Origin of the sequence: Spirosoma pollinicola (genome assembly GCF_002831565.1) — a bacterium.
Lineage (GTDB): Bacteria > Bacteroidota > Bacteroidia > Cytophagales > Spirosomataceae > Spirosoma > Spirosoma pollinicola.
Window position 1 is genome coordinate 7264514 of the sequence record NZ_CP025096.1, and the last position, 22424, is coordinate 7286937.

The 22424-nt window shown below is 49.5% G+C and carries 19 protein-coding genes; 7 read left to right on the forward strand and 12 right to left on the reverse strand.

The annotated features are described in order from the left end of the window. Positions 1-15 precede the first annotated feature (15 nt). The 5 genes from CWM47_RS30555 to CWM47_RS30575 all read right to left on the reverse strand — a co-directional run bounded on the left by CWM47_RS30555 (position 16) and on the right by CWM47_RS30575 (position 8530). The gene (locus CWM47_RS30555) at positions 16-1110 is read right to left on the reverse strand and encodes a DUF3500 domain-containing protein (protein ID WP_100992359.1); all 1095 of its coding nucleotides are present in this window, start codon (positions 1108-1110) and stop codon (positions 16-18) included. Positions 1111-1148: 38 nt separating this feature from the next. Continuing rightward, positions 1149-3599, reverse strand: a complete 2451-nt coding sequence (locus tag CWM47_RS30560) for an outer membrane beta-barrel family protein (RefSeq protein WP_100992360.1) — start codon at positions 3597-3599, stop codon at positions 1149-1151. A 146-nt stretch (positions 3600-3745) separates the two neighbouring features. Continuing rightward, a complete protein-coding gene (locus CWM47_RS30565; RefSeq protein ID WP_100992361.1) occupies positions 3746-4516 on the reverse strand; it encodes a LytR/AlgR family response regulator transcription factor in 771 nt (256 codons plus the stop codon). 55 nt (positions 4517-4571) lie between these two features. Then, positions 4572-5705 (reverse strand): sensor histidine kinase, encoded by a 1134-nt coding sequence (locus CWM47_RS30570; protein ID WP_100992362.1) that lies wholly within the window; start codon positions 5703-5705, stop codon positions 4572-4574. A gap of 263 nt (positions 5706-5968) precedes the next feature. Then, positions 5969-8530 carry a TonB-dependent receptor gene (locus CWM47_RS30575; RefSeq protein ID WP_100992363.1) on the reverse strand — a complete coding sequence of 854 codons (2562 nt, stop codon included), beginning with the start codon at positions 8528-8530 and terminating at the stop codon, positions 5969-5971. Between the two features lie 388 nt (positions 8531-8918). On the opposite strand from CWM47_RS30575, the gene CWM47_RS30580 reads away from it, so the two are divergent. From CWM47_RS30580 to CWM47_RS30595, 4 genes are all read left to right on the forward strand, one after another. Then, on the forward strand, positions 8919-9905 hold the full coding sequence (locus tag CWM47_RS30580) for an amidohydrolase family protein (protein ID WP_100992364.1): 987 nt from the start codon (positions 8919-8921) through the stop codon (positions 9903-9905). Between the two features lie 88 nt (positions 9906-9993). After that, positions 9994-11154 (forward strand): esterase, encoded by a 1161-nt coding sequence (locus CWM47_RS30585; RefSeq protein ID WP_100992365.1) that lies wholly within the window; start codon positions 9994-9996, stop codon positions 11152-11154. A 415-nt stretch (positions 11155-11569) separates the two neighbouring features. Next, positions 11570-12691 (forward strand): sensor histidine kinase, encoded by a 1122-nt coding sequence (locus CWM47_RS30590; protein WP_100992366.1) that lies wholly within the window; start codon positions 11570-11572, stop codon positions 12689-12691. Then, positions 12688-13458: a LytR/AlgR family response regulator transcription factor gene (locus CWM47_RS30595; protein WP_100992367.1), complete on the forward strand. Its 771-nt coding sequence runs from the start codon at positions 12688-12690 to the stop codon at positions 13456-13458. Before CWM47_RS30590 ends, CWM47_RS30595 begins: the two co-directional genes overlap by 4 nt. Positions 13459-13476: 18 nt before the next feature. Here CWM47_RS30595 and CWM47_RS30600 read toward each other — a convergent pair whose 3' ends face one another. The 7 genes from CWM47_RS30600 to CWM47_RS30630 form a co-directional block, all read right to left on the reverse strand. Then, positions 13477-14391, reverse strand: coding sequence for a helix-turn-helix domain-containing protein (locus tag CWM47_RS30600; protein ID WP_100992368.1), 915 nt, complete (start codon positions 14389-14391; stop codon positions 13477-13479). A gap of 167 nt (positions 14392-14558) precedes the next feature. Continuing rightward, positions 14559-15419: an SDR family oxidoreductase gene (locus CWM47_RS30605; RefSeq protein ID WP_100992369.1), complete on the reverse strand. Its 861-nt coding sequence runs from the start codon at positions 15417-15419 to the stop codon at positions 14559-14561. A 32-nt stretch (positions 15420-15451) separates the two neighbouring features. Then, positions 15452-16333, reverse strand: a complete 882-nt coding sequence (locus tag CWM47_RS30610) for an NAD(P)H-binding protein (RefSeq protein WP_100992370.1) — start codon at positions 16331-16333, stop codon at positions 15452-15454. 34 nt (positions 16334-16367) lie between these two features. Next, a complete protein-coding gene (locus CWM47_RS30615) occupies positions 16368-17039 on the reverse strand; it encodes a pyridoxamine 5'-phosphate oxidase family protein (protein ID WP_100992371.1) in 672 nt (223 codons plus the stop codon). Positions 17040-17094: 55 nt separating this feature from the next. After that, positions 17095-17547, reverse strand: a complete 453-nt coding sequence (locus CWM47_RS30620) for a nuclear transport factor 2 family protein (RefSeq protein WP_100994131.1) — start codon at positions 17545-17547, stop codon at positions 17095-17097. Positions 17548-17690: 143 nt separating this feature from the next. Then, the gene (locus CWM47_RS30625) at positions 17691-18236 is read right to left on the reverse strand and encodes a carboxymuconolactone decarboxylase family protein (RefSeq protein ID WP_100992372.1); all 546 of its coding nucleotides are present in this window, start codon (positions 18234-18236) and stop codon (positions 17691-17693) included. Between the two features lie 203 nt (positions 18237-18439). After that, positions 18440-18994: a TetR/AcrR family transcriptional regulator gene (locus tag CWM47_RS30630; RefSeq protein ID WP_100992373.1), complete on the reverse strand. Its 555-nt coding sequence runs from the start codon at positions 18992-18994 to the stop codon at positions 18440-18442. A 207-nt stretch (positions 18995-19201) separates the two neighbouring features. Between CWM47_RS30630 and CWM47_RS30635 the strand changes: the two genes are divergently transcribed. The 3 genes from CWM47_RS30635 to CWM47_RS30645 all read left to right on the forward strand — a co-directional run bounded on the left by CWM47_RS30635 (position 19202) and on the right by CWM47_RS30645 (position 22415). After that, positions 19202-20746: a glucuronyl esterase domain-containing protein gene (locus tag CWM47_RS30635; RefSeq protein WP_100992374.1), complete on the forward strand. Its 1545-nt coding sequence runs from the start codon at positions 19202-19204 to the stop codon at positions 20744-20746. A gap of 204 nt (positions 20747-20950) precedes the next feature. After that, on the forward strand, positions 20951-21469 hold the full coding sequence (locus tag CWM47_RS30640; RefSeq protein WP_100992375.1) for an SDR family oxidoreductase: 519 nt from the start codon (positions 20951-20953) through the stop codon (positions 21467-21469). Between the two features lie 55 nt (positions 21470-21524). After that, a complete protein-coding gene (locus CWM47_RS30645; protein WP_100992376.1) occupies positions 21525-22415 on the forward strand; it encodes an SDR family oxidoreductase in 891 nt (296 codons plus the stop codon). The last annotated feature ends 9 nt before the right edge of the window (positions 22416-22424 follow it).

Sequence of the window (22424 nt, forward strand, 5' to 3'; positions counted from 1 at the left end):
CATTAACCGTTACGCTTAGTTACCTCCATAATCTGTTCGGTGGTCGCGCCAGACGGAGTGCGGATGAACGGTGCCCGGAAAATCGCGACTTGGCTGAGCCGAATATTCGATCCAGACACCTGGTCCGTCTATCCGCACATAATCATTTTGCTGGCTCATCGAACCGCTACCTGCGTACGCGATATAGGTGTCGGCTAGCTCAGCCGTGTAGTTAGCCAGAACCGGAGCGGCTGTTGCCGGGTCCAGATCGTTTACGTACAGCTTGATCGCATTGAGCACCAGTTTTTGTCTGGCGGCAGGCAAATCGCCTACTTTCAGGCCCAGTTTTTTCGATGGGAACTGCCCGTCTCTATCGGGGCCAAGTACCACATCTGAAAAGGAGGACGATAACCTGGCTGCAGCCTGCTCATTACTGCTCAGGCTGCCCAACATAGTGCCAAATGCCTGTTGCTCCTGCGCAACGGGTTGGTAGGTGTGTCCATTTACCGTAACGGCACTCATTGGCTCAACGCCCCTGAACGACGGCGTTACACCTGCAACGTTGCCCCCGTTGTATGTATTGGCGAAGGCATAGTGATGCCCTCCAAACTGCAACTCCCATAGACCGGTAGTGCTGGGTGTACCCAGAAAGGCCATGTAATAATTACCCGATGAGAATGTACCGGTCTTGCCGGTAGTCTTTCCAAAGTAATCATCGGCAGCTAAGTTACCTTCCAGCTCATCGAAACCCTCATTGGGTACGTTTTGGGCCATTACAGCGGCCATCAACGCTTTGGCCGCTGTTAGTTGAGCGGCATTGAGCGTGCCCAGCTGAATGCCAACCCGCCTGGGTCGGGCAGAGAACTCCGGAAAGTTTGACCATTTGGTGGCATCAGCTTTCGAATAAGTCAGTTGCAGCATGGCGCGTTGTTCGCTCGTGAGCGTAGCGTTGAACGCATCGGCCAGGCAAACTATCTTTTCCAGCCCTTTAACCGACGCACAGTCGGCGTTTGACTGCGTAGACAGGGAATTGAACACCGGAGAGACAGACGGCGTATGAGTTTGCTGTTGATCAACCAGCAGGGCGGAAAGGATACACAAGCCGATTCCATAAAAAGTGAAGAATTTCATCGTTTAGTTTTGGCTATTGTTTATTGATTATCAACTAGCTACTGCAGTTTTACCCGGTCTTTCTCGTCTTCAGCACTGGTCCTGGCTCTGGCGGCTCCACCTTTGATGGATTGCCCGAATCGGTACACGAACGAAATGTTTGCTACCCGCGTATCCCGCGTGAAGTTGGCGGTGGAGACGACATTCTGAAAATTCTGAATTTCCCGCGAAATCTGGCTGTGGAATACGTCCCGAACATTGAAAACCAAACTAGCTTTTTTATCCCAGAGTTGCTTCGACAATCCCAACGACAACTGGCTGATGGAGCGTATGATGGCCTGTCCTTCGTCGCGATTGCGCCCATGATAAAAACCTGATACCTCGGCGGCCCAACCACTACCAAGTTTGAACTGGTTCGTCAGGTTCAGGTTCATACTGAAAGCTGACGCCTGAAACGGCAGGTCGGCAACGGTGCCGTTGAAAGCCGTATAGGCTCCATTAACAAACAAGTTGGCCGACCAGAACGAGGTAACCGGTAGATGCATACTTATAGCCAGCCCTACGTTGTCGCGAATGGCGATGTTGCCCACACTGCGAACAATCACGTCGCCCTGTTTTTGCAAGGTTTCGGTAATAAATCCATCCGTACGACTATAGTTAAGCGTGGTGGTCAGAAAGTTGTTGTAGGTGTGGCTTAGTTCGAAATTATTGGTGAACTGGGGCCGCAAAAACGGGTTGCCTGTTGAGTAGGCATACCGGTCGATGATGCTCAGAAATGGGTTCAGGTCACGGTAGGCAGGCCGGTCGATCCGTCGGCCTACTGACACCACAAACTGGTTACGCTCGTTGGCTTTATAACTCACAAATAAGGTTGGAAACAGGTTACTATAGTGCCGTACGAACACCGAATCGGGTTTTTCGGGGTTCCCCAACTGGTGACCGGTATATTGCGTATTTTCATAGCGCAACCCCAATTGGCCATACCACTTGCCTACCTGCCGACTCAGGTTACTGTAAACCGCATTAATGCTTTCGTGGTACTTGAACTGGTTGCTCAGACCGTAGTCAGGAGCCTCTACACCATTGGTAGTCAGGAAGTAATTGGCCTGATTGTTCGTGTTGCTGGTGGCCGTTTTTACCCCCGTTTCGAACTTATACTGACCCAGCGGCTGCATGTAGTCCACTTTGGCGGTGAAGATCGTAATGTCGAGGGGAATATCACCCCGGAGCGGAAGTTGACTCAGCAATGCCCCATCCGACGAGTAGGTATTGGTCACTAAGTTCTGAGCGTTACTGGCATTGTAGGTCAGCAAATCGGCCGACGCGCTGATTTCCCGACCTGCGCTCGCTTCGCCAAAGGTATGACGAGCGTTGACATTGATGGCCCCGTTGCGCCACAGCGCCTGACCCGACGATGGCGTTGAAAGCGTTGAATCCACCTTTCCATTTCCATCTGTCAGGCGGGTCGTGGTTTCACCCGTGGGACGTTGCGGGTTATAAAAACCAGTTAGACTGAAACCTAATGTCGTACGGGCGCTGGCAAAATAGTCCATACCCAGTTTGAGGTTGTTGGTTTGATTTTGGTTGATGCGGTGCGCCGACTGATTCAGTTCGCCGGTTTTCAGGCCGTTGGCATCCAGGAAATTACGATGGGTTTCGATGTTGAAATAGCCGTTATTCTGAATAAAGCCGTAGTTGAAAAAGGTATTGACTTTTCCCGAACGGTAGTTCATGCTCAGTCCGTCGTTGCTCTTAAAATAAGGCGAGTAGCCGAGACCCAATGTGAGCGTACCGTTGAAGCCCTGAACGGTTTGTTTTTTGGTGCGGATGTTGATAATACCTGCATTGCCGGATGCATCGTATTTTGCCGAAGGGTTGGTCATGATCTCGATCTGGTTCAGTTGGCTGGCATTCATCGAGCGCAACAGATTCACTAACTCATCACCCGAGAGGTAAGTGAGTTTGTCGTCGAGCATGATCATTACTTCTTTTTTGCCTTTTAAACTTACATTACCGTTGGGATCGACCGATACGCCCGGCGATTTTTCGAGCACATCCAGCGCCGTAGCGCCAGCATTGGAGGGCAGGGCATCCACGTTCAGCACCATGCGGTCGATTTTCTGTTCAATAACGGCTTTCTGGCCCGTCACCACCACTTCGGAAAGTTGCTTCGTCTGGGGTTGCAGGGCAATACTACCCATATCTGTAGCTGGTTGATTGGGCGTTAGTACAAGTACGGGTGATGCCGCGTTCTGATACCCGACAAAGGTGATTTTAACCCGATAGCGACCCTCATTCAGTGATTCGAAGGCGAACGCACCCGTTGGGTCGGTGTAGGTGGCTTTCACAAAAGCTGAATCAACACTGGCAGACACCAGCGCAACGGTGGCAAACTCAATGGGTTTCTGATGCTCATCGAGCACCCGCCCGCTAATATGACCTGGTTTGGATTGAGCCGAAACCGTAAACGACAGGCCCCAGAGTAAAAATAAAATAATAGACGTTTTCATGGCGAAGGAGGCAACTGCCCCGGTGAGTATTTTGATGTTCCAAAGGTCTCACCCTCGCTTCGGGCTGGAAAAAGAACCGGACCAGATCGCCTAAATCCGAGGTTGGACACCCGCTTTTGGCCGCCGAATCCCTGGCCATCATGTTCTCATTTCCCCAGCCATTCCTTAAAATCGGCAATCCGGTCGCCACTCACAAAGATTTCCTGTCGGGGCACGGGCTTTAATTCAACTTTCAGTTTACTGCCCGAATAAGTATGAATGGTCTGAATGGCATCGAGTGCCACCAGAAATGCCCGGTTGACGCGAAAAAATCGTTGCGGATTGAGGAGCGTGGTTAGTTTATCAAGGCTGTACTCAATACTGACATGCTGGCCATCGCGCGTGGTCAGCCAGGTCGACTTGTCCTCAAAGTAAAAATAAGCGATATCGGGTGTTTCGATGCTGCGAATTTTGGTGCCGATGGTCACCATAAATCGGTCTCTGTAGGGCGAAGGAGCCATTTTCAACGCCTGTAACAAGGCGGTCATGTCGGGTAGCGGAGTTAGCACCGCCGATCCGTACAACCGTTTGAACTTGTCTAGCGCAGCGCCCAGTTCGTCGGCATCGATGGGTTTGAGCAGATAGTCGACACTATTGGTCTTGAACGCCTGCAAGGTGTATTGATCGTAGGCCGTCGTAAAAATAATGGGCAACGACAGTTGGGCCTGTTCAATAAGCTGAAAGCCCGAACCATCGTCCAGGTGAATATCGAGCAGCAGCAGATCAGGCTTTTCATTAGCCGGGTCGGCAAACCAGGCGAGCGTTTTGGCAATCGACGGCAATTGAGCCATCACCCGGATGGTTGGATCATACTGCATCAACAGGCCCTCCAGGCGCTGGGCAGTTCGTTTTTCGTCTTCAATAATCAGTATGTTCATAGGGTAAAAAAAGCGAAAGAGTGAAAGCCATTCGGTCCTCGGTACTTTCGCTCTCTCACTCTTTCGCTCTTTCGCTTAATAAGGGTAGTTTAACGACAAAAGTCCCATTTTCTTCACCAACCCAAACGGGCTGGGGCGTTAGCAGGCGATAGCGATTGGTAATATTCTGCAATCCAATGCGTGTTGAGGGTTCCAGATCGGGACGGGGATGAATGGGGTTAGTTACCCGCAGGTAATCGCCATCCAGTGAAATTCGCACCTGAAGCGGCTCTTCTTCCGACAGGCGATTGTGCTTTACGGCGTTTTCGAGCAGTAGCTGTAACGTCAGCGGGGCAATGGAATAGCGGTCGCGAGCCTCTTGAGATACCTCTATACTCACAAAAAGCTTGTCTTCGAAACGCAGGGTGAGCAGAAAGGTGTAAGCCGCAATGAAGTCGAGTTCGGTGCGCAGGCTTACCTGTTCATTATCTCTTTGTTCCAGAATGTAGCGGTATGCTTTGGACAGTCGATTGATAAACTGCCCCGCCAGTTTGGTGTCGGTATCCACCAGAGACGAAAGAATACTAAGGCTGTTGAACAGAAAATGAGGATTCACCTGGTTTTTCAGGGCGTCGAACTGGGCCTGTACGGCTTCTTTCTCCAGTCGCTCAGCCTGGAGCTGCAATTGCTGGATTCGCCGGGTCGAGCGCCGATTCGCCGTTAAATAGAAAGCGGCCAGCAACGCCATAACCGTCAGCCCATTATTCATACGTCGCCGTTGCCCCATATCGTTCGGTCGGGCATCGAACGGGTCATCGGAAGCGTGCCCCAATCGGGGAAATTCATGCTCAATTCTCCGCTCCGAACGTTGATGCAACTGGCCAAACAGGCCATTGAATAACAAGGCCAAACCGACCGCTACAACTACCGTAAGCAACTGCGTTGGTAGCTGTAGTTCGCCCGTGTCTGTCTGCCCGAACCGGCGCATCAGCCGCCCCTGAAGTTCATCCATCAGAAAAACCCAACCCAGCAACAGAACAAAAGTCAAAACCAGTTCTACGGCAAGAAAAGGCAAATTGTGGCCTACAACAACCCAGCTCAAAGGGCTTATGTTCACATACACACGAATAGGCCAGTAGATGGCCAGCACACTGAGTGCTAGTCGAACTTTCTGGCGAATGGTAAGGTAGTTGGCAGAAGGCGAGTCCATTATCGGTAAAGCTACGGGCTTGAAACGAAACGTCGGCAAACCGGACCGATGCCAGTTTTGCAAGTCGTTTTAACAAAGCCAAAATTGCTCCATCCCGCTCACTTCCGAAACTAAATCGGACTGAGTGACGGAATCTGCCGGTCAGGTAAGGCAATTTGCAAGACGAGTGGGTGTATAAGACAAGACCGTCTCCTAAATTCCAGAAGACTGCACACAGCTATCAGGAGTTTAGGAGACGGTCAAAGACAATCTATACAACTAACCTAAAACCTGGGTTCCCAGATTAAATTCGTGTAATAAAACCCGCCAACGGCTGGTCCACCGATGAAGGTATAGTAGGGTTTATTCGCCAGATTCGTACCGCCAGCTTTTACTAAAAGACTCAACTTCGAAATCCGATAACTTACCTGTGCATCCAGCGTGTTGATGGCCGAAACAGTACCTGAAGCCAATTCCGACTGCCACAAAAAGGCATCCTGATGCTTGTAGTTCACCGAGAAACCAAGACCATTCCACAGATTGCCATTCGAGACAGTCAGGTTCGTAATCCAGCGGGGCGTGTTAAAGGAGCTTTCCAGTCCATCGCCATAATCGGCGCGGTCGAGTTTGGCAAACGAGGCATTCCCCCCCACCGACCAGTTCTGGGTCAGGCTATATCGAAGGCCCAGACCAGCTCCGTAATTGTAGACTCGCGTTTGCGAATTCGTCCAGAGACGGTACCGATCCTGGGTTGTGGCTGACGAAAAATAGTAGGCCAGCGAATCCGGATTAGTGCCTTTTGCGATGTTCGCATTCACCTGAGCAATGAAGTTTTTATAAGACGCGTAGTAAACATCGGCATCCACATAAAGGCGACTTCCGAAAAGCAACCCTTTGTAACCCAGCTCATAACTGTTCACCTGTTCGGGTTTCAGGTAAGTATAGGGACTCTTTTTTAGCAACCCTTTGTTTTTCTGGATAGCCTGATCGGTCGTGAGTTTGTTTGTGTTGACATCGGTGGTGATGGCTGCCTGAAAGGCATTGATTGAGGTGACCAGATAGGCGTTTTCATAAATCCCGTGCGACATGATCGGTAAGCCGCCAACCCGTTTTACACCGCCCGAGTTGATATTGGTGAAGCCCTCAAACAGCGAGGGAAACCGATACCCATTCTGGTACGAAAGACGAATGTTATGCGCTTCGGCAGGCGAGTAAACCATCGACAGCCGGGGATTCAGGCGTGCGTCGAAGTAGTAACTTTTGTCGAGTCGCAATGATCCGGCGACTTTGAGTTTGTCATCAAAAAACGTGCGACTTAGTTGAACGAAACCCCCTGTTTTGCCGTAAACAAGGTTTTTACCCTGCTCGGTGGGGTTGATGAAATAATTGCCGTCCGGAAAAACCACATACCGCCGGAAATCGAACCCAGCCTGGATGTTGAGACCAGTCTGCTGGCGAAACCGCTGCCAGAGCACCCGCGTTGGTTCGAATTGCCCTTCGGCATGGTACATCCAGGACTGCACCCGCAGGGCCGCGCCAATGTCCCAGTTATTAATATCGCGCAGTTTCGCAATCAGGTCATTAAACGCAGGCGTTCCCGGAACCGGTCGACCTTTGTCGGCAATGGAGCGGGCATCGCGCAAGGCATCCGGCACACCCAAACCAGCCTTCGTGTCGGCGTTAAACTGGTTGCTAAACTCTGAAAACCACTGATTATCGGTTTTAAATGACTTGTCGATATTTTCAGCCATAGACCGGATGTTATAGGAATCGCCCGTGTTTTCATGGCTTCGGTATGCCCGAATCTGTACCGAAGGCGTGGTTAAGGTGAGGCTGTGCTGGTCGAGCCGGTAATTCTCAAGCCGAAAGCGGTTGGTGCGTTGGTACACATTATTCAACGTAGCCCCTTGGTATGTATAGGCAAGTTCGACCGTTGGCGAGAAGCGGTAGAGCAGCGAGATATCTCCCCGCAGGTTTTTCAGGCCATAATCGGTGGCCTCTGCTTCGTAGTAACCCGTTCGGCCAATGCTATACCGTTTGCCACCCAGTGTCAGGGTTCGACGGTTAGCGGCTTCGTTGCCATAGCCATTTACGGGGTCATAAGCCGGATTGTCAGCTCCGAACAAACCGAGCGACGCATTTCCATTCGGGTTAAGGTCATCGCGATTACCAGCTATCCAGTCATACCCTCGCTGATACACCAGGTTCACCTTAAACGCAAAGCGGTTACCAAGTCGGTGGGCGTAACGAATACTGGTTTCGGAATACGCTTTGGCCGATACAGCCGCATCGCCAACATGGTTAATGCCTGTTTTTTGGCCGACACTCAATCCCTGCGAATCGAAGGGGTTACGCGTTAAAATATTGACCAGGCCGTTCAGCGCATTCATGCCATAAAGCGCCGAAGCAACTCCCGGCACCACTTCAACCTGCTGAATGTCGAGGTCAGAGGGAGCCAGGGCGTTGGCAATAGGTGCGCCAATATGTGGTGCCTGATTATCGCGCCCATCAACGAGTTGGACAAAGCGGACGTTGGTGGTGGCGGCAAACCCGCGGGTGTTATAAACTTTAAAACCCAAACTTGACGTGAGTAACTGAACTCCTTTTATGTTTTCGATTGCGTCAAAATACGACGGCTGGGCTGAGAGCCGGATTCGCCGGGCATCGATCACCTCAATACTTACGGGCGATTTTAAGATACTTTCTGCCACTCTGGAAGCAGATATGACCACTTCACTGAGTTGAATCTTGCGGAGTGAATCGTTGGGTGTAATCGTACTGTCGGGCACAATACCCGCCTTTACCGTTGAACTCACCAGGATTAACAAGAGGAAGATGTATTTCATAGAAGAGCGTTATTTCCCTGTAAATATAACGACTCGTTGTATTTACAGGGAAATAACGCCCAAATAATCAAGCATTGAATCAGTAAAATTTAGTGTATGATCAGTACGGGGCTTGTTTGAAGTCATGCGAAATGGTCTTGATTGCCAATAATTGGTTTTACTCTACTCACTCCCAGCCCTAACTACCTTACTTTTTTTTCATTTTAGGAGTTAAAAATTAGATTTAACCCCTAAAACAGGTATTTCAACCGCGTAAATCTGGCCTTAGTCATCTTTTTTTTACGTAACCGCCAACCGATTAAGAACTTACCGGACGGTATACCTACCAACGTTTATTAGTTGTGGCGACGCAACGCCTGTAATTCGTACGTTCTTATCCATTATTCCAATGAAAACAAGACTATCGTTCCTTCTTTTTTTGCTGGTGGCCGCCCAGTCAATCGCACAAACGACGCCCCCCAAACGACCACTTCCTATCATAGATGTGCACGTACACGCGATGAAAGTGAACCCCAGTTTTTCTATTGAGATGTGCCCCTGGTTTTTGAGAGATATGCCGGGTGGCGACCCCAATCAACAGATGCGGGCCTTCCTCAACACCGAATGTGTTGACCCCTTGCAACCGGCCAAATCCGATGCCGAAATGGAAGCCGCCGTGCTGGCAACCATGAAGCGGCTCAATATGACCATAATTGCGTATGGTGATCCCGGAATTTTACGGCGCTGGAAAAAAGCGGCTCCCGACCGGGTTATTGCCGGTATTGGCGTTAGCTCGCCCAAAGAAATGAGCGTAGAAGCCTTTAAAGATTCGCTGTCGTCCGGTTTTTATCAGGTAATGGGCGAAGTCGCCCCGCAATATCAGGGTCTTTCGCCAAGCGATTCGTCCCTCGATGCCTATTTTGCCGTGGCAGAAAAACTAAATGTTCCCGTCGGTATTCACATGGGTACGGGCGGCAACGGTATGGCCAACATTACCCAGGCCAAATACCGGGCCTCACTGGGTCGGCCATTTTTGCTTGAAGACATGCTGGCGCGGCATCCCAAAATAAAAATTTGGGTCATGCATGCTGGATATCCCATGATCGACGAAATGATTGCCCTGATGGGCGCGAATGCCTACGTATACGTCGATCTGGCTGGTTTTATCTGGAGCTATCCCCAGGCCGAAATCAACGCTTATCTCCAACGGCTGGTACAGGCAGGCTTTGGCAAACGGATCATGTATGGCACCGATTTTATGGTTTGGCCCAAGTTGTTTGAAACCTCCCTCAGCGTGATCGAGAATGCGGATTATTTGTCATTCGATCAAAAGCGCGACATTTTATTCAATAATGCCGTACGCTTTTTCAAACTGGATGCCAGCAAGTTCAAGTAAACTCCAGAACATCCCCTGCTTTTCAAGCCGTTAGAACCGAACCGGCGAACTAGGTAATGAGTCTTCCTAAACCCTTTTTCCTATTCTTATGAAACCACCAATCCCAACCCGCAACTTTTTGCTGGGCCTATGCGCCACGCTCCTTTCAGCCAGTGTTATGGCGCAAATGCCCCAGCGGACACCCACGCCCAACGACACGCTGAAATCCGTAAACGTGCTGAATGACAAGCGCGTACTGATTCAGATTTACGCGCCCAAAGCAAGCGAGGTAACCGTAGGGGGCGATTTCCTTTCGGACAATAAACCCCTCAGTCTGACGAAGAGCGATCAGGGGGTGTGGTCGGTGCTGACGCGCCCGTTGACACCCGATTATTATTCGTACACGTTGACCGTTGATGGTGTGCGGACCATGGACCCTAAAAACCCGGTTGTCAAACAGGGCATCAGTAGTCTGGAAAACATGATGGTGGTGCCGGGTCCCGAAACGGCCTTTGAAGATAATAAGGCGGTGCCGCATGGCGAAGTTCGGGAAGTCTGGTACTCGTCTGGCAGCCTGAATATGATGCGCCGGATGCACGTGTATACCCCACCGGGTTACGAAAAAGGTGCCACCAAATACCCGGTCTTTTATTTGCTGCACGGCGGAGGGGATGACGACTCCGGTTGGAACACCATCGGACGGTCAGGTTTCATTCTGGATAATCTGCTTGCTGCCGGTAAAACAAAACCCATGATCGTGGTCATGCCCAATGGCAGCATGCCATTGCCACCTCAAACCGGTATGCCCAATTCAGAAACGATGAACCGACTGCGAGACATGTTCACCGTCGAACTATTAAAAGATATCATGCCGACCGTCGAGAAAACATACCGCACCCTGCCAAACTCAGAAAACCGGGCCATTGCTGGTCTGTCGATGGGCGGTTTTCAAACCCTAGACGTTACCCTGACGCACCCCGAATTATTCAACTACGTTGGTGTATTTAGTTCGGGCTTTTTTGGCGCTGCGGCCGATGAAGCCGATACAAAGTATGCCAAAGCACTAAATGACCCGTCGTTTAATAAAGGCAAAAAATTATTCTGGGTGGGTATCGGCAAGGACGATTTTGTGATGGAATCCAACAAGAAAACGCTGGCTCTCCTCGACAAACACAATATCAAATACCAGTATAAAGAAAGCTCCGGCGGCCACACCTGGGTTAACTGGCGGCAATACCTCAATGAATACACCCCAATGCTGTTCAAGTAAGGGATGCCCTTTCGCAACCCACTAAGTACATATTAATAAGCCAACCGACCGGAATAGTTAATTCCGGCCGGTTGGCTTGTATGTAAATGGACGATGTAAAATTGATAATGTAAAATTTAAAAAAACTGGCTATCAGCAATTTACTATTCGATATCCATTATCAATTTTTCATTGTTCATTTACTTAAACGCTCAGGGCTTTCTTATAAAAAAAAAATGGATCCGCACGGGCGGCCCCGACGGATGATACAGATTAAACAGATTTTCACAGATAAAATCTACAAGTAGCGGTTTGATCCGTGAAAATCTGTTTAATCTGTATCATCCGTCGGGGCCGCCCGTGCGGATCCATTTTTAGTCATTAGCGGGTGAATCTAATTTTTATAAGTAAGCCCTGCTTAAACGCTTTATCATAAATGGCAAAAACCGCAGGCGACAACCTGACGAATCGGCAACGGTGGCAACTGGCAACAACCGTTTTTGCCATTTACTGGCCCATCCGACTGTATGTTGCCGTCAACCAATTTTCGCTGGCTTTGATTGGAAAGGTATGGCCCTTCTGGATCATGGAAATTGTGGTGACAATTCTTTTTTTCGGTTTGTGGCTCACCGTAATCGACTGGTTTCAGCAGCGCATTTTCCGGCTGTTCCATAAAGGCTTTCTCATTGAATTCGATTTGCCCGCTCAACTGGCTACTTTGCTTCTGGCTGGTGGATTAGCCGTTTTATTTAATATGGGTTTCTATCGCTTATGGATGGAAATGGCCCAATTGACGCCCATACGAGAGTCAACAGCGGTACATTCGCCGGTTGACCTTCGCCGATCCAATCGATTTACGGACGGAGGTCAGCACCAGAAATTTGACAATGGACTGACCATCATGGCCATGTTAGCTGCCTTTTACCTGGCCGCTAACCGAAGGGGATACAAGCAGTTGGAAGATATCCGTTTCAAGGCGGAACAACTGAAGCAGGAAGCCGCGCAGGCTCAATTTGTTGCTTTGAAAAATCAGGTTAACCCTCATTTCTTGTTCAACAGCTTCAGTATTCTCTCCTCACTCATTGCAGTTAATCCTAAACTCTCCGTTCAATTTGTAGGCCAGTTGGCAAAATCGTACCGCTATGTTTTAGAGCAGCATGAGGCCCATTGTGTTAAGCTTCAGCAGGAATTAGACTTTATGAAAGCTTATACTTTTTTGCTGCACATTCGCTTTGGCGATAAGTTTCAGGTCACGACAACTATTCCGCAGGAACAAGCGAACCGCTACAGCATTGCGCCATTGACACTTCAGTTATTAATTGAGAACGCCGTAAAACACAACCAAATGTCGAGCGAGGCTCCCCTACTCGTCACTATTGATATTGAGCAGGATTGCTTACGTATCCGTAATTTGATACGCCTTCGGCGCAACTCTGAAGCCTCCACGGGACTGGGTTTGAAAAATATTATCAAACGCTACCAATTACTGACAGATCGCCCTATCTTGATCGAAGATAAGGCGGATGTGTTTATGGTAAAAATCCCCCTACTCGAATGAATGTAGTTATCATTGAAGACGAACCCTTATCGGCACAGGGCCTGGAACTACTCCTGCATGAGTATGATCCCCGGATACATGTACTCGCCAAACTATCGTCGGTGAGTAAGTCGATTGAGTGGTTCAAAGCCCCGCAAGCCCTTCAGCCTGACCTGATTTTTCTCGACATTCACCTGGAAGATGACCTGGGATTCAGCCTTATCAACGAACTGAGCTTAACCATTCCCATCATTTTCACAACGGCATTTGATCAGTACGCTTTACAGGCGTTCAAGGCGAACAGTATCGACTATCTCCTAAAACCCATTCAATTTGATGAACTGGCTACCGCTATCGACAAGTTTAAGTTGGTTCGGCAGGCTCCCTCACCGACCGGACTGGATACAACGGTCCTGAATCAACTGATAAAAAAATTAAGCTCCCCTACCTACCGCGACCGGTTTCTAATGAGTATTGGGCCTAAACTGCGGAGCATTCGAACCGACGAGATTGCTTATTTCTTTTTTGAAGCGAAAGCTACCTTTTTATCACCCCATATAGGCATACCGGTGCCGATAGACTATAGTTTGGATCGATTAGGGCAACTGGTTGATCCCGACCGTTTTTTCCGTGTCAATCGCTCGTTTCTGGTTAGCGAGTCGGCGATAAAGTCTGTTTATGCCTACTCGGGCAGTAAACTAAAAGTGGAATTGACTCCTCAGCCCCGTCAGGAAGTATTTGTCAGCGTTGAACGGGTCACCAGTTTTAAAGAGTGGATGGGTAAATAGCCGGTTCAACAGCAGAACTCAATTAAACGAATTGCGAAACTCCAGGGGCGAACGATTCGTCTTGCTCTTGAACAGGTTATTGAACGACTGTGAATGCTCGAACCCTAATGCATAGGCGATTTCACTCACGGTTAAATCGGTTGTGGATAGTTTTTCCTTCGCAATTGAAATTACTTTATCGTGTATGTGATGCTGTGTAGTATGTCCCGTTAACACTTTCAGCATAGCGCTCAAATAATTAGGCGATACATTCAGGGCGTCGGCAATGGACTGAACCGTGGGCAGTCTCCTTTCTGCCAGCGCATCGGCACTAAAATAGTCGGCAAGAACAGCCTCGAGCCGATCGAGGAGTTTATGATTTGCTAGTTGCCGCGTAATGAACTGACGGCGATAAAATCGCTCGGCATACGTTAGTAATAAGTCGAGTTGGGCAATGATTACGGGCTGGCTGAACTCGTCAATGTTGGAGCAATATTCCTGCTGAATATTCTGCATAATTCCCTTAATCACAGCTTCTTCCTTATCGGAAAGATGCAGGGCTTCGTGGACTGCATAACTAAAAAAATCGTATTGCTTAATAGTTTTGGCCAGTGGTGTATTCCATAAAAAATCGGGATGAACAAGCAACAGCCAGCCCGTATGCTGCAACTCGGCTTCAGCCTCGATGGAGAAAACCTGACCTGGCGAAATGAAGAGCAGTATTCCTTCATCAAAATCATACTCCTGCTGACCGTATTTTATCTTACCATTGAAATTTCGCTTCAATGCGATGGAATAAAAGTCATGTATTAGGCTCTTCGGTTTGTCGGCTGACATTCGTTTGATGTCGGCAAAGTTGACCACACTCACCAATGGATGCTCCGGTTTTGGAAGGCCCACAAGTTGATGATAATCCGATATCGTTTTAAGCCGGGCAGGCTGCAGATTTTTCATACCTCAATAACTGTATATGGTTGAGCAACTGAATTAGGTATTTATTATCAAACCCTGAATTAATTTGATTAACGGCGGGTAATGTCCTTAGACAAAAGGCATTACCAGTCACGTTGTTTTTGTTATGTACCGATAAATTAGCAAAAACGATGTCATCTCCGGACTTCCTATAACTTATACAGCATTTTCAGACCGTCTTTGAGCGAAGCAGGCTTTCGCCCGAGTAGCGTTTCGAGGTCGAGACACACGTAATCTTCCTGCCCATTTGCGATATCGGTCATAAAACCGACAACCCGCTGCACCATCGGGTCGGGCAAGCCCCGCGCTTTCATTTGCGACTCAAAAGCCGGTTTTTCAACGGGCGAGTAGGTTACGACCTTCCCCGATAACTCGGCCAGGGCAAGGGCTACATCGGCAAACGAATACCCCTTACTGCCGGTGAGTGTATAAATAGTAGAATCGACATCTGCTCCCGCCAGTACCGTAGCCATTGCCTCGGCCATATCGTTTCTTAGTGCGAACGCTACTTTCCCCAGGCCTGCCGGTAAGTGAATCCCCGTTTCAAATACGTTAGGCCCAACAAACTGTGGTATGGCATCCATATACAGGATGTTGCGAAACAAGGCGTAGTTCAGGCCACTCGCTATCAGGTAATCCTCGGTCAAAAAATGCCCCTCCATCAACCGGTTCGCCAGCGTGTGTCTATCTTTTAATGCGCGACTGGTGTAGGCAACCAATTGAACGTGCGCTTTTTTGGCAGCATCAACAACATTCATGTGTTGCTGAACGCGCTTGTCCTCATCAGTCCCGGCAATCAATAGAACTTTGTCGATCCCCTGCATGGCCCGATCGAGTGAAGCCTTATCGTCATAACTCCCAACCCGGATTGTTACGCCTTTTTCGGCCAGGTCGGCGGCTTTGCGTTCATCACGAACGAGGGCGGCAAGTTGGGAAGCAGGCAGTTTTTTTAACAGAAAGACAAAGGTGGCAGAGCCGAGTTGGCCTGTTGCGCCGGTCACTAGAATCATGGTTGTTTGGGTTGAGAGGGCGTTTAAAACGATCAGGCGTTATACACAGCCCCAAATTCCCTGGCGAAATCTTCCAGCTTTACGTTGCCTACGGTCGTTGGGGGATGCAGGTCATAATCCTGCCGCATAGCACCGCTGTGAATACTGGCTCCCAGATCAGCCATGTCGGCGGCAATGTGTGCTGGCATTCCGCTTTGTTCCATGCCACTCCGCGCCTGCTCATCCGTAAAGACTACCCAGTTTAACGCTGGCATGCCAATGGCATTTCCCAAAACCTGCGCGACCTCACTGGCCGTTCGCTCGTCGCTGGTAATATACCGGACAGGCTGGCTAACGTTCTGTTGCAATTCTTCGGCGGCCACTACGGCAATATCGACCGGAGCAACCATCAATAAGCGATCGTCGCCACCGTAGTTTGCGCCTATAAAGCCCAGACCGCGTATCATGTCGACAAAAGCGTATAGGTTATAGTAAAAGTAAGTAGGCCGCAGGTGCGTAATCACTACGTCGGGCAACGCGTTCAGCAGATTCTCTACATCATGTGCACCGAGAATGACGCCGGTGCCTTCGGCCAGATCGGCCCCGTAACTGCTCAGGTTGACTACCCGCTTCAAACCCGACTGTCCAATGGCCTGAACATAATTGCTGCCGATCCTGCCGTAGTAAGCACGCATATCGGCTGTGGCATAGTTGGGTGGCACCATTGCGAACAGAGCATCGGCACTCACAAATGTTTTCGTCAGGAAATCAACATCTTCCAGCGAACCAATGGCGGCTGTGGCTCCCAAATCTTCAATGGCTGATTGTTTATCCGGATTACTGCTGATGACCGTGACTGTATGTCCTTTTTCGACCAATTCCTGTGTCAGTGGTTTACCGATATGACCCAGAGAACCCGTTATAATAATGTTCATTGCTGCGTTTTTTTGTTATAACAAAGGTCCGCAGCTACGCATAATCGACTGTAGGCAAATCAACTGTTGTTGTAGGCAAAACCAGAATTTGCAGAATTAATTGTGCCCGTAATTGAGCGAGTTCAGCTTCGAGTTGAGCAATATACTCCCGTTGAGGAGCCAGAGCCTGATTGATTTCCTCGGCGGTATACCGTGGACTGATGTGCTGCGGACAATTCCAGTCGAAGGCTTCCAGGTGTAGTAGCAGCATCCGTTCGGGTCGGTGTTTGTAGCCCACCGGGTCCAACTGCTCAAACAGTTCCGGCCGGTCGGCCAACTCAACGGTTTCGGCGGTGGCATAGAGTTTCAGCCGGGCCTGCCGGGCATAGTCCATCAGTATCAGTGAGACCTGCGGATGCGTCTGGATATTACCGACAGAAATGTATTGTTTGTTGCCACTGAAATCCACAAAGCTCAGGGTGAGTGGGTCTATCACGTGCAGAAATCCTTTGGGACCACCCCGATGCTGAATATACGGGAATCCGTTTTCGCCAATGCTGGCCATGTAAAAGCTGTCGCGGTCGGCAACAAACCCGGTTTCGGCGTTGGTCAGGCCATTGAAGCGGGTTTGTTTTTCAACGCGGCTGTATGTGGAGCGGCTTCCGTAGCGTTCCTGTAACGCTTTAATTGGTTCAGTGAACGCTAAAGAAGCATAATTACTAGCCATCTTAAGTCAAGGAGAAAGTCCGTCTGCCTACTAAGCAGACGGACAGATTGTTCGATTAAAAAACACGCCGGTCACTTTCGTTGATTGGTGCATCATTGATGCTGGCAAAGCGTTTAGCCATCAGCCCGTTTGTGTCGAATTCCCACAGTTCGTTACCGTAGCTACGATACCATTGCCCGCTTTCGTCGTGCCATTCGTACTCAAATCGAACAGCCATCCGATTTTCCCGAAACCCCCAGAGCTCTTTCTTCAGCCGATAGCCATTTTCTTTAGCCCATTTACGCGTTAGAAACGCTTTAACTTCGTCGCGGCCGTTGATGAACTCTGTGCGATTGCGCCATTCGGTGTTTACGGTATACGCCCGGCTTACCCGCTCGGGGTCTTTGCTGTTCCAGGCATCCTCGGCCATTTGCACTTTCTGGAGGGCTGTTTCAAGCGTAAAGGGTGGCAAAGGCGGGCGTTGTTCCACCGATTCTGTCAGGCCATTCAGTACATCATTGTCCCACATCGTATCGCCACATTCTTCGCGTACGAAGGGAACATCATCGTCAAAATCGTTGGTCGGGTTCATGGTTTTATTTGATTGATTGGTTGTTACTAACTATTGGTCACGGGGTTCCGTTACGCACGACCAATGGCGGGTTGAAACATTTATACAGCTTCGCTTTCCAGGGCAGGGGCAATTGGGAAGTCAATCGGTATTTGCGTCAGGTTGTGCAGGTAGTTCATGGCGATTTTGTCGCTTACCTGTAAAATTACATCCACCAGATTTCCCTTCGAATAACCGGCGGCATAGAAAGCATCGATGATAGCTGGTGAAACGTGGCCTTTATTTTCGGTAGCATCTTTAGCCAGTGAAACCAGTGCATTGAGTTTGGGATTGTGGCTGTGACCCGCGCGCAAATTCAATAGTTCATCGTCCGAAAACCCATTCATTCTACCAATTACCGTATGTGCACTCTGGCAGTAGCGGCAACCATTCACTTCGCTAACCACCAGGTTAACGGCTTCTTTTTCTTTGTTGGAGAGCGACGTTTTAGCCCCCTGGAAGGCTAAGTACCTGGGTAGTCCATTATCTGAATACGCGATAGTCGCATACAAGTTTGGCACGAAGCCAATATTTTTTTGCAGGCTATCAAAAGCGGCTTGCGATGCGGGCGACACTTGATCGCGGGTTGGAACGGTGAATTGTGACATGATTTTACTTGGTTTAAACTGAATTGATACTTGATAAAGAGACTATGACCGGGTTAAAAAATTTCAGGTTTTTTGATCTGCAATTCTTAATTCGCTGATCGGTGTTGAAGCATGACGCTCTGCTTCAATGACTGTACTGGTAAAGGTTTTAACAGAAAGACGATCAAATGAACAGACAGGTCTGTATACATTATTAAAAAAAATTAGATAATTCGACTAACTACTTTTTTTGCCTGCTCAATTGGTTCTAGACTGTGGTAAAGTTGGCTGGTAATCAGGGCACCTTCAAACAAGAGAGTAACTTCATCGGCCAGGCCGGCATCGGGGAGCAATTCGGCAAATACCCGCCCCATCCGCGATTTATGCTCAACAATCACCTGGCGTGTAGCCGTGTCCTGAATGCCAACCTCAACCACTGCGTTCTGAAAATTACACCCCCGAAAGTCCACGCTCAACGAAAAGTCATGCATCATATCGAATAGAGCGAGTACTTTTTCTTTAGTTGAAATAGGTTGTCCCAAAATCGCATTGACATTGGCAAACCACGATTGGCTGGCTTGTTCAAGATAGGCTTTCAAAATAGCTTCCTTCGTACGGAAGTGCTGATAAAGACTGGCTTTTGCCACCCCCGCTTCGTCGATAAGCTGGTTGATACCAGTTGAATTATAGCCCTGCTGGTGGAAGAGCCGTGCCGCCGTATCCAGTATCCGCTGGCGAACAGCCGAATTTTCCAGTTGTATTTTATGCCTCGATTCCATGACTACTCTTTTCAAAAACAGACAAGTCTGTATGTTTTACTATGGGTCTATAACTAACCTTTTTTTGAAATGGTTTCAACGGCCAGAATAATTTTTAATTTTTTTTGGCCGTGCCTTTCAACGCGGGGTATGCTAGACTCAGAAAGCAAAGAGTATTTCTTTCCAACTATATGCTTATTTTCAGTGGCTTCCCCAATCCCAAACCCGATGCAGAAATACCTGATCTTTGTGCTGTTTATATGCTTTTCGTATGCAGGGCTAGCCCAACAAGCGGCCATTGACAGCAGTAAATACCCTGCGCTTAAAACGTTTACGGCCGTTCAGGATCAGGCCAATATGATGCAACAGTTGGGCATCAAAAAGCTACGTCCCGGCCCAAGTCCCAATGAATCAGAACCCAACCATGCCAATTACGATGAAGCCCTGGCCGATCCCTGCCCGCAACTCCCCGACGTACTCACTACCCGGAACGGCAAAAAAGTTACTACTCCCGATCAGTGGTGGAAGCAACGTCGGCCCGAACTCATTGAGGATTTTGAACGGGAAATGTATGGCCGGGTTCCGAAGAGCGTACCCAAAATAACCTGGATCACCAAGGTGACCGACAACGAATTTGTTGGCCGTATACCCGTGGTGGCGAAACAGTTAATTGGCCGGGTCGATAACAGTGAATATCCTTTGGTCAGCGTGAACGTCAATATGGTACTGGTGCTACCCCAAAACGTAAAAGGCCCAGTTCCGGTCATGATGATGCTCGGCTTCCCGGCCCTGCCCGCTCCTGCCCAGCCCTCACCCGCCGATCTGGAAAAGATCAATACCACGTTCAAGGAATTGATGATTAAGCAGAACCCGGAGATGAAGGTTATTTTTGACCGCTACCCGGCCTATGCGCCCATTACCCGGCTATCCGGTCCGGGTTTCTTTGCGCCACCCATTACAGGCGACTCACCACCAACCGAACAGTTGCTGGCAGCTGGCTGGGGTTACTGTACCATTGAACCAAACAGCATACAGGCCGACAACGGAGCGGGACTTACCCGAGGTATCATCGGCTTGGTGAACAAAGGCCAGCCCCGGAAGCCCGACGACTGGGGGGCGTTGCGAGCCTGGGCATGGGGCGCTTCGCGGGCATTGGATTACCTGGAAACCGAACCGCAGGTAAACGCCAGACAGGTGGGTATCGAAGGGGTTTCCCGCTATGGAAAAGCCGCTTTGGTAACCATGGCTTTCGACCAGCGTTTTGCAATGGTTCTGATTGGCTCATCGGGAAAGGGCGGCACGACGTTGCAACGCCGGATATTTGGTGAGGCCGTAGAAAGCCTTGCCAACAGTGGCGGGTATCACTGGATGGCGGGTAACTACCTGAAATATGCCACCGAAGAGTCCACATTTGGCCGGAAAACCGGTTGCGACCTGTCTGTAGACTCGCATGAGTTGCTGGCCCTGTGTGCCCCACGGCCCACCTTCGTCAGTTATGGAATAGCCGAAAAAGGCGACGCCAAATGGCTCGACCAAACCGGTAGCTACAAGGCTACAATTGCCGCCGGACCCGTGTTCAAACTGCTTGGCGTTCGGGACCTGGGGGTGAGTAATGACTATACATCCGAGAAGATGCCCCCGGTATTGACAGGTCTGACGGACGGAGAACTCGCCTGGCGACAGCACAATGGCGGCCATACCGATGCGCCTAATTTTCAATATGTTATACCCTGGGCAAGCAACTTGCTAAAGTACGAACGTACAGCCAAATAATGGGCAATTAGTCCTTTTCAGTATTTCAATGCTATCGGTCAGCTAGGACTACTGATCGTGCAATTTGATGTTTAGAAAACCGCTTCCATAGAAGGCTGCTTGTAAACATCAGTTATCCATTTTCGGCTAATACAACAGTCGATTCGGCTAAATCTGTTTCTGTATTGATACGGACCTTTGTCCCACAAAAACAGAAACAGCGATATGAAAATCATTATAACCGGTTCGTTAGGAAACATCAGCAAGCCACTGACAGATGAGTTGGTCAAACAGGGCCATACCGTAACCGTAATAAGCAGCAAGCCAGAGAAAAAGGCAGCAATTCACGCATTCGGAGCCACCGCTGCCATTGGGACTATTGAAGACGTCGCGTTTTTGACGAATACCTTTACTAGTGCCGATGCCGTCTATTGCATGCTGCCGCCTTTCAATTATTTCGATCCTGATCTCGATATGATGGGAACTACCCGCAGGCAGGTTGGCAATTACTGTAAGGCCATCCAGGCATCGGGTGTAAAGAATGTAGTGCATTTTAGCAGTATTGGTACGCATACCGATATCGGCAATGGATTACTCGCTTTTGCGCAGGGTGTTGTTGACATGAACGCCTTTATGCACAACGGTCTGGTAAACGAAGACTATTACCGCCACCGGCCAAAGGTGATGGGAAACGTAAAGATGGCCGATTTTGCCAACGAATTTGCGGTTGCCATTGGCCAGTAAGGCCGCTTGAACTACATCCAAAAATTTCAGTTTTACTTAATATATACGTCAGCTAATGAACGTTTTTCTTACCGGAGCCACAGGCTTCATAGGCTCTGCCATTGTACAGGAATTAATTGGTGCTGGTCACCAGGTTTTGGGCCTTGCCCGCTCAGAATCAGCCGCCAGTGCGCTTATAGCCGCAGGCGCAGCGGTTCATCGGGGTGATCTGGAGAATCTGGACAGCTTGCGATCTGGGGCCAAAGCAGCAGATGCGGTTATTCACACCGGATTTATCCACGACTTTGCCCGCTTTAACGAAGTATGCGAAATAGACAGGGTAGCCATTGAAGCCATTGGCGAAGCTCTCACTGGTTCAGATCGGCCCTTTATCGTTACGTCCGGTACCGCGCTAGTTCGTCCCGGCACACTCGCGACCGAGGCCATGATGCCCGTTACTGGTGCCGACGCACACCCCAGGCGTTCTGAACAGGCAGCGGATGCAGTGGCTGAGCGGGGAGTACGCGTTTCGACGGTCCGTCTTTCGCCATCCGTACATGGCAACGGCGATTATGGCTTTGTACCCATGCTTATTAACATTGCCCGTGAAAAGGGTGTTTCGGCCTACATTGGCGAAGGACTGAACCGCTGGAATGCCGTGCACCGGTTTGATGCGGCCCATTTGTACAGGCTGGTAGCTGAACAGGCGACTATTGGAGCCCGGTTTCATGCAGTTGCCGAAGAAGCGGTGAATTTCAAAGCGATTGCAGAGGTTATCGGCAAACAGCTAAACATACCGGTAGTATCCGTATCGCTGGAGGAAGCGGCTGGACATTTCGGCTGGTTTGCGGGTTTCGCAGGTTTGGACTGCCCGGCATCGAGCCAGCAAACACAGTCAATTTTGAGCTGGCATCCCGCCCAGATTACGCTTCTTGCCGACATGGCACAAGGAAGTTATTTCAACTAAAAGCAGTAT

What these genes read in the sequence shown, in the direction of transcription:
- CWM47_RS30555 (WP_100992359.1), bottom strand. Translation starts at nt 1,110, where the DNA reads ATGAAATTCTTCACTTTTTATGGAATCGGCTTGTGTATCCTTTCCGCC.
- CWM47_RS30560 (WP_100992360.1), bottom strand. Translation starts at nt 3,599, where the DNA reads ATGAAAACGTCTATTATTTTATTTTTACTCTGGGGCCTGTCGTTTACG.
- CWM47_RS30565 (WP_100992361.1), bottom strand. Translation starts at nt 4,516, where the DNA reads ATGAACATACTGATTATTGAAGACGAAAAACGAACTGCCCAGCGCCTG.
- CWM47_RS30570 (WP_100992362.1), bottom strand. Translation starts at nt 5,705, where the DNA reads ATGGACTCGCCTTCTGCCAACTACCTTACCATTCGCCAGAAAGTTCGA.
- CWM47_RS30575 (WP_100992363.1), bottom strand. Translation starts at nt 8,530, where the DNA reads ATGAAATACATCTTCCTCTTGTTAATCCTGGTGAGTTCAACGGTAAAG.
- CWM47_RS30580 (WP_100992364.1), top strand. Translation starts at nt 8,919, where the DNA reads ATGAAAACAAGACTATCGTTCCTTCTTTTTTTGCTGGTGGCCGCCCAG.
- CWM47_RS30585 (WP_100992365.1), top strand. Translation starts at nt 9,994, where the DNA reads ATGAAACCACCAATCCCAACCCGCAACTTTTTGCTGGGCCTATGCGCC.
- CWM47_RS30590 (WP_100992366.1), top strand. Translation starts at nt 11,570, where the DNA reads ATGGCAAAAACCGCAGGCGACAACCTGACGAATCGGCAACGGTGGCAA.
- CWM47_RS30595 (WP_100992367.1), top strand. Translation starts at nt 12,688, where the DNA reads ATGAATGTAGTTATCATTGAAGACGAACCCTTATCGGCACAGGGCCTG.
- CWM47_RS30600 (WP_100992368.1), bottom strand. Translation starts at nt 14,391, where the DNA reads ATGAAAAATCTGCAGCCTGCCCGGCTTAAAACGATATCGGATTATCAT.
- CWM47_RS30605 (WP_100992369.1), bottom strand. Translation starts at nt 15,419, where the DNA reads ATGATTCTAGTGACCGGCGCAACAGGCCAACTCGGCTCTGCCACCTTT.
- CWM47_RS30610 (WP_100992370.1), bottom strand. Translation starts at nt 16,333, where the DNA reads ATGAACATTATTATAACGGGTTCTCTGGGTCATATCGGTAAACCACTG.
- CWM47_RS30615 (WP_100992371.1), bottom strand. Translation starts at nt 17,039, where the DNA reads ATGGCTAGTAATTATGCTTCTTTAGCGTTCACTGAACCAATTAAAGCG.
- CWM47_RS30620 (WP_100994131.1), bottom strand. Translation starts at nt 17,547, where the DNA reads ATGTGGGACAATGATGTACTGAATGGCCTGACAGAATCGGTGGAACAA.
- CWM47_RS30625 (WP_100992372.1), bottom strand. Translation starts at nt 18,236, where the DNA reads ATGTCACAATTCACCGTTCCAACCCGCGATCAAGTGTCGCCCGCATCG.
- CWM47_RS30630 (WP_100992373.1), bottom strand. Translation starts at nt 18,994, where the DNA reads ATGGAATCGAGGCATAAAATACAACTGGAAAATTCGGCTGTTCGCCAG.
- CWM47_RS30635 (WP_100992374.1), top strand. Translation starts at nt 19,202, where the DNA reads ATGCAGAAATACCTGATCTTTGTGCTGTTTATATGCTTTTCGTATGCA.
- CWM47_RS30640 (WP_100992375.1), top strand. Translation starts at nt 20,951, where the DNA reads ATGAAAATCATTATAACCGGTTCGTTAGGAAACATCAGCAAGCCACTG.
- CWM47_RS30645 (WP_100992376.1), top strand. Translation starts at nt 21,525, where the DNA reads ATGAACGTTTTTCTTACCGGAGCCACAGGCTTCATAGGCTCTGCCATT.